The organism is Paraburkholderia sp., from assembly GCF_036488505.1.
Lineage (GTDB): Bacteria > Pseudomonadota > Gammaproteobacteria > Burkholderiales > Burkholderiaceae > Paraburkholderia.
Map to the genome: position 1 here is coordinate 1 of NZ_DASXHN010000088.1, position 6548 is coordinate 6548.

The window sequence follows — 6548 nt, forward strand, 5'->3', positions numbered from 1 at the left end:
TCTCCGCGCTGACCGCTGCCGGCTACGAACACCCGACGCCGGTTCAACAGCGCGCGGTGCCCGCCGCGATTGCCGGGCGCGACTTGATGGTTTCGAGCCCGACGGGCTCGGGTAAGACCGCCGCCTTCATGCTGCCGGCGATCGAGCGTTTCTCGCAGCTGCAAAAAGCCCCGGCAAGCCAGCCGCGCGAAGCGCGCCCGGCCGACGGTGGCCGCGGCCGCCGTCCGCAGCCGGTCGCGCGTCCGACCATGCTGGTGCTGACCCCGACCCGCGAACTCGCGATGCAGGTCACCACCGCCGCCGCGACGTACGGCAAGCACCTGAAGCGCCTGCGCACTGTCAGCATTCTCGGCGGCGTCGCCTACGGCCAGCAGCTGATGCTGCTCGCGAAAAACCCCGAAATCCTCGTCGCGACGCCGGGCCGTCTGATCGATCACCTCGAGCGCGGCCGCATCGATCTGTCGCAACTGCAGATCCTCGTGCTCGACGAAGCCGACCGTATGCTCGACATGGGCTTTATCGACGACATCGACACGATCGTCGCCCAGACGCCGGCTACGCGTCAGACCATGCTGTTCTCGGCCACGCTCGACGGCAAGATCGGTTCGCTGACCGGCCGTCTGCTGAAAGACCCGGAGCGTATCGAGATCATCCAGCGCCTAGAGCAGCGCACGAACATCGCGCAGACCGTTCATTACGTCGACGACCGCGATCACAAGAACCGTCTGCTCGACCATCTGCTGCGTGACGCCGGCCTCGATCAGGCCATCGTCTTCACGGCAACCAAGCTCGACGCCGACCAGCTCGCGGGCCGTCTCGCCGACGCCGGTTTCGAATCGGCCGCGCTGCACGGCGACCTGCCGCAAGGCGCGCGTAACCGCACGATCCGCGCGCTGCGCGAACGCCGTGTGCGCGTGCTGGTGGCAACCGACGTCGCCGCGCGCGGCATCGACATCCCCGGCGTTACGCACGTGTTCAACTACGACCTGCCCAAGTTCGCCGAAGACTACGTGCACCGTATCGGCCGCACCGGCCGCGCGGGCCGCTCGGGTATCGCGGTGAGCCTCGTGCATCACGCGGAACAAGGCGCGCTGAAGCGGATCGAGCGTTTCGTGCGCACGCCGCTGGCGGTCAACGTCGTCGAAGGTTTCGAGCCGCGCAAGGCGGCGCCTTCCGGCACTGGCCGTCCTGGCTTCGGCGGCCGCGGCCGTCCGGCTGGCAACAACAGCGGCCGACGCTTCGGCAGCGGCTCCGGCAAGCCGGGCGGCTACGGCGCTTCGCGCAGCGGTACTGGCAGTGGCACTGGCAACAGCTGGGGCAACAAGCCGGCTGGTGGTTCGCGTGAGGGCGGCTCGCGCGACGGTTTTGGTTCGCGTGAAGGCTACGGCGGTTCGCGCGACGGCTACAGCGCACGCCGCAACGACGGTCCGCGCACGGCGCGTCGCGGCAGTTAATCGCCGTTCACCGTGGTCTGCCACGGTGGACCGCGGGCGAGCGGCCCGACCCGGCCGCTACACTTGCCGCGCAACACGACTCATCTAAAAGATCGGACGGTTTCCCAACCGTCCATCCGTCAAAAACCGGTGCTCAGGCACCGGTTTTTTTTCGCCTGTCGCCCGAAGGCTGCACATTTCACGATGTAAAAAATTTTTTTGCGTCGTAAAAAAACATGCTGCAAAGCACAAGTCAGCGATTGCGATAGGGGAAAAAGCGTTTCTCCATCCGAAACGAAACATCTAAGCGATTGATTTTTCGACGAAATAAATATCAGAAAAACGCTTTGCGGCGTCTATGGCCGGATCGGCGATTTGCCTAGACTCTTATATAAGACCTCGCGAAACGCACGCCCCTCTGGCCAGCCGTTTCCCGAGCACAGAGTCACCCATCCTCCCTAACCCGCAAAGAAGGAGCACATCATGACCATGACCCGCGAACAGCAAGTGAAGCAACTCCAGCAACAATGGGAAACCGATCCGCGCTGGAAAGGCGTCAAGCGCACCTACGGGGCCGAAGACGTGATCCGGCTGCGCGGCTCGGTACAAGTCGAGCACACGCTCGCCAGGCGCGGCGCGGAAAAGCTGTGGGCCGCTGTGAACAACGAGCCGTTCGTGAACTCGCTGGGCGCGCTGACCGGCAACCAGGCGATGCAACAGGTCAAGGCCGGCCTCAAGGCGATCTATCTGTCAGGCTGGCAAGTCGCGGGCGATGCGAACGTCGCTGGCGAAATGTACCCGGACCAGTCGCTGTATCCGGCCAACTCGGTGCCGCTCGTCGTCAAACGCATCAACAACACGCTGATGCGCGCGGACCAGATCCAGTGGTCGGAAGGCAGGAATCCCGGCGACGAAGGCTACGTCGACTACTTCGCGCCGATCGTGGCCGACGCGGAAGCCGGCTTCGGTGGAGTGCTGAACGCGTTCGAACTGATGAAGGCGATGATCGAAGCGGGCGCATCGGGCGTGCACTTCGAAGACCAGCTCGCGTCGGTCAAGAAGTGCGGGCACATGGGCGGCAAGGTGCTGGTGCCGACCCGCGAGGCGGTCGCGAAGCTGACCGCCGCGCGTCTGGCCGCCGACGTGTCGGGCACGCCGACCGTGCTGCTCGCCCGCACCGACGCGGAAGCCGCCGACCTCGTCACCTCGGACATCGACGACAACGACCGCCCGTTCCTGACCGGTGAGCGCACGGTGGAAGGCTTTTACCGCACCAAGCCGGGTCTTGAGCAGGCGATCTCGCGCGGTCTCGCGTACGCGCCGTATGCGGACATGATCTGGTGCGAAACCGGCAAGCCGGACCTCGAGTTCGCGAAGAAATTCGCCGACGCGATCCATAAGGACTACCCGGACCAGCTGCTGTCGTACAACTGCTCGCCGTCGTTCAACTGGAAGAAGAACCTCGACGACGCGACGATCGCGAAATTCCAGCGCGAACTCGGCGCGATGGGCTACAAGTTCCAGTTCATCACACTGGCCGGCTTCCATGCGCTGAACTACTCGATGTTCAACCTCGCGCACGGCTATGCCCGCAACCAGATGACCGCCTTCGTCGAAATGCAGCAGGCGGAATTCGCGGCGGCCGAGAAGGGCTTCACCGCGGTGAAGCACCAGCGCGAAGTCGGCACCGGCTACTTCGACGCGGTCACTCAGACGGTCGAGCGTGAAGCATCGACGACCGCGCTGCATGGTTCGACCGAAGATGAGCAGTTCTTCGACAAAAAGGTTGCCTGACGCTGACGGCACGCGGGCCGGCTTCCCGCCGGGCCCTGTCCCGATCGCAGGAACGATCGGCAAAAAGTCGAGCGGCACCGTCAGCGTGCCGCCGTCACAGGAGGCGCACACCGCCCGGGCTCGCAGCGAGTGTTGCAACAAGCGTTGCCGCGAGCTCCGGTGGCCGGAGGTTGGGAGGAGCCAGCATGCGCAAAAAAGCGTGCGGCGAACCGAATGCGCCGGCGTGGCCGCCAGCGCGTTTTCTTCGAAATTGCCAGGCCGCGATGGATGCGTAGCGCGCCGTGTCAGCGATACACGATCACTGGAATCTTGGTATGCGTGAGCACTCGCTGCGTTTCGCTGCCGATCAGCAGGCTGCCGAGCCCTCGCCGCCCGTGCGAGGCCATGAAAATCACGTCGCAGGGGCCCTGCTCGGCCGCTTCGATGATGCCGAGGTACGGCGCCGGATGTACGCTCGTACGGCTCTCGACGCTCACGCCGACGCGATGCGCGGCCACTTCCACTTCATGCAGATGCAGCCGCGCCTCGCGCTCGCTGCGCCGCAGGAACTCGCTGGGTGGCTCGACCACGACGTCCGAGAACGGCGAGTACGGATATTGCGGCAGACACGCGTACGCCGTGACGCGTGCACCGACCGCTTTCGCGAGATCGATCGCACCCGCTATCGCCTTGCGTGACAGCTCCGAACCATCGGTCGGAACCAGGATGTGCGTGAACATGATGTCCTCCGTCGCCGACTGCGCGCAGCGCCGCGTCAGCGTTCAACGAAGTCCGGCCTGCAAGCCGTTCGAATCGATTGTAGTGCGCACGGATGTGGGTGGGGATCGGTCGAGGGTCTGTCCGGATATCGACAGTCCATTGCGCACCGCGCGGTCGCATCATGCCGCGCGCGCGGTGCGCACGCGCGTGTCGGCGGGTTCAGTCCCAGTAGTCCGGCTCGCCGTAGGTGTGCTTGACAAAATCGAGAAACAGCCGCACCCGCAGCGGCAAATGGCGACGCTGCGGAAACACCGCGTGAATGCCGATTGGCGGCGCGGCGAACTCGTCCAGCACGGTAACGAGCCGGCCGGCCGCGAGGTCGGCGCCGACCTCCCACCACGAGCGCCATGCAAGCCCGTGTCCCGCGAGACACCATTCGTGCAGCACCGCGCCGTCCGAGCATTCCATCGTGCCGGATACCTTGATCGACACGACCTTGCCGTCCTGCTGAAACATCCAGCCGCGCTGCTGGTTCGCGCTCGCGCCGAGCGCAAGGCAGTTGTGGCGCGCGAGGTCACCTAGGCTATGGGGCGCGCCGCGCCGGTTCAGGTACGCGGGGGACGCGACACATACGCGGCGATTTTCGCCCAGCTTCAGCGATACCAGCGACGAATCCGGCAGCTCGCCCAGGCGCACCGCGCAGTCCAAACCCTCGTTGATCAGATCGACGAGGCGATCCGACAGATCGAGCGTGATCGATACGTCCGGATGCGCGATCGTGAACGCCGGCACCAGTGGCGCGACGTGCCGCCGCCCGAAACCGGCCGGCGCCGAGAGCCGCAGATGGCCGCTCGCCTTCACGCCGCCCGCCGACACGCTCGCCTCCGCGTTCTGCATGTCGTGAATGATGCGCTGGCAGTCCTCGAGAAACGCCGAGCCTTCGAAGGTCAGCGTGATCTTGCGGGTCGTGCGCACGAGCAACTTGACGCCCAGGCGCTCCTCGAGCCCATCGATGCGGCGGCCGATGATCGCGGGCGCAACGCCCTCGGCGAGCGCCGCCGCGGACAGGCTGCCCTTGCCCGCCACGGTGACGAAAGTCTCGATCTGCTTGAAACGGTCCATGAACGATACGCGCCGCACTCGAGCGCAAAAGTGAATGTACGCGTGACATTAGGTGCATCAAAGTAAAAGATCAAGTGATGTTTAGCCCATTTCTTTGCGCGTGATGCGACCAATACAATCGATCCCGACCTTTGAATGGAGCGCACGGCAATGTCGGCCACAACGACACTTTTCCCGCGAGCAGTGATTTTCGACGCCTACGGCACGCTGTTCGACGTGCATTCGGTGATCGCGGTCGCGGAGCAGTTGTTCCCCGGCCGCGGCGATGCGCTGTCGATGCTGTGGCGCCAAAAGCAGATCGAATACACGCAGTTGCGTACCCTCGCCGCTCGGATCGACGCGCCGGACGAACACTACCGTCCCTTCTGGGACATCACGCTCGACGCATTGCGCTTCGCCACAAAAAAACTCCAGCTCACGCTGGGCCGCGCGGCCGAAAAACGTCTGATGGACGAATACGCGTGCCTGTCCGCCTTTCCCGATACGGTGCCGGCGTTACGCGCATTGCACGACGCCACCGACGTGCCGCGCTTCGGTCTGGCCATCCTGTCGAACGGGGACCCCCGCATGCTCGAGATCGCGCTCAAGAGCGCCGGCATGAGCGCTCTCTTCGACTACGCGCTGTCGGTCGACGCGGTGCGCGCGTACAAGCCGTCGCCCGCCGCCTATGCGCTCGGTCCCGCAACGTTCGGCGTGTCCGCGCGCGAGATCGTCTTCGTGTCGTCGAACGGCTGGGACGTGGCAGGCGCCACATGGTTCGGCTTCACGACGTTCTGGCTCAACCGGCACAACGCACCGCTCGAGGAACTGGGCGTCACACCCCACGGCACCGGCAGCGGCATGAACGATCTGCTGAGCTTCTTGCAGGCGCTCGGGCCGCGTTCGCCATCACAAGCCGGACGTCGAGACGGAAAACCCGGCAGCGGCAGCCGCAAGCGCGCCAGCCCGCGCGTATGACGACGATTGCCGCACCCCCACAACTCACTGACTTCTGTTTTCTGCTCAACCATCGCATTTTTGCAAGCTGACCGACCAAGGAAAAAACATGACGAACTCGCTATCGTTGCCGCCGGGCATGGAAATTACCGGCGACATCGCGCCCGGCTTTGAAGCGATCCTCACGCGCGACGCGTTGGAAGTCGTCGCCGCGTTGCATCGCACGTTCGAGCCGCGCCGCCAGCAGTTGCTGCACGCGCGCGTCGAACGCGCGCAGCGGCTCGACGCCGGCGAGCGGCCCGACTTCCTCGCTGCCACCAGGAGCGTGCGCGAAGGCGACTGGAAGATCGCGCCGCTGCCGCGCGATCTGCAGTGCCGGCGGGTCGAGATCACGGGTCCCGTCGAACGCAAGATGATCATCAACGCGCTTAACTCGGGCGCGGATTCCTACATGACCGACTTCGAGGATTCGAATGCGCCGAGCTGGCATAACCAGATCACCGGCCATCTCAACCTCAAGGACGCAGTGCGGCGCACGATTTCTCTTGAGCAAAACGGCAAGTC

General features: G+C 64.8%; 5 protein-coding genes and 1 pseudogene. 4 read left to right on the plus strand and 2 right to left on the minus strand.

The genetic code is table 11. From position 1 onward, the window contains the following. A partial coding sequence (locus VGH68_RS04890) for a DEAD/DEAH box helicase (protein ID WP_331602384.1) occupies positions 1-1454 on the plus strand: 1454 nt, incomplete at its 5' end. Positions 1455-1922: 468 nt separating this feature from the next. Next, the gene (gene aceA, locus VGH68_RS04895; protein ID WP_331602388.1) at positions 1923-3227 is read left to right on the plus strand and encodes an isocitrate lyase; all 1305 of its coding nucleotides are present in this window, start codon (positions 1923-1925) and stop codon (positions 3225-3227) included. 284 nt (positions 3228-3511) lie between these two features. Here aceA and VGH68_RS04900 read toward each other — a convergent pair whose 3' ends face one another. Together VGH68_RS04900 and VGH68_RS04905 are read right to left on the minus strand one after the other, a co-directional pair. Next, complete coding sequence (locus VGH68_RS04900) at positions 3512-3946, minus strand: universal stress protein (protein ID WP_331602385.1); 435 nt, start codon at positions 3944-3946, stop codon at positions 3512-3514. A gap of 199 nt (positions 3947-4145) precedes the next feature. After that, a complete protein-coding gene (locus VGH68_RS04905; protein WP_331602386.1) occupies positions 4146-5048 on the minus strand; it encodes a LysR family transcriptional regulator in 903 nt (300 codons plus the stop codon). A 150-nt stretch (positions 5049-5198) separates the two neighbouring features. On the opposite strand from VGH68_RS04905, the gene VGH68_RS04910 reads away from it, so the two are divergent. Next, entirely contained in the window at positions 5199-6005 is an 807-nt protein-coding gene (locus VGH68_RS04910) for a haloacid dehalogenase type II (RefSeq protein WP_331602387.1), read from the plus strand. A gap of 88 nt (positions 6006-6093) precedes the next feature. Continuing rightward, positions 6094-6548: pseudogene (locus VGH68_RS04915) on the plus strand (malate synthase A); the annotation flags it as partial.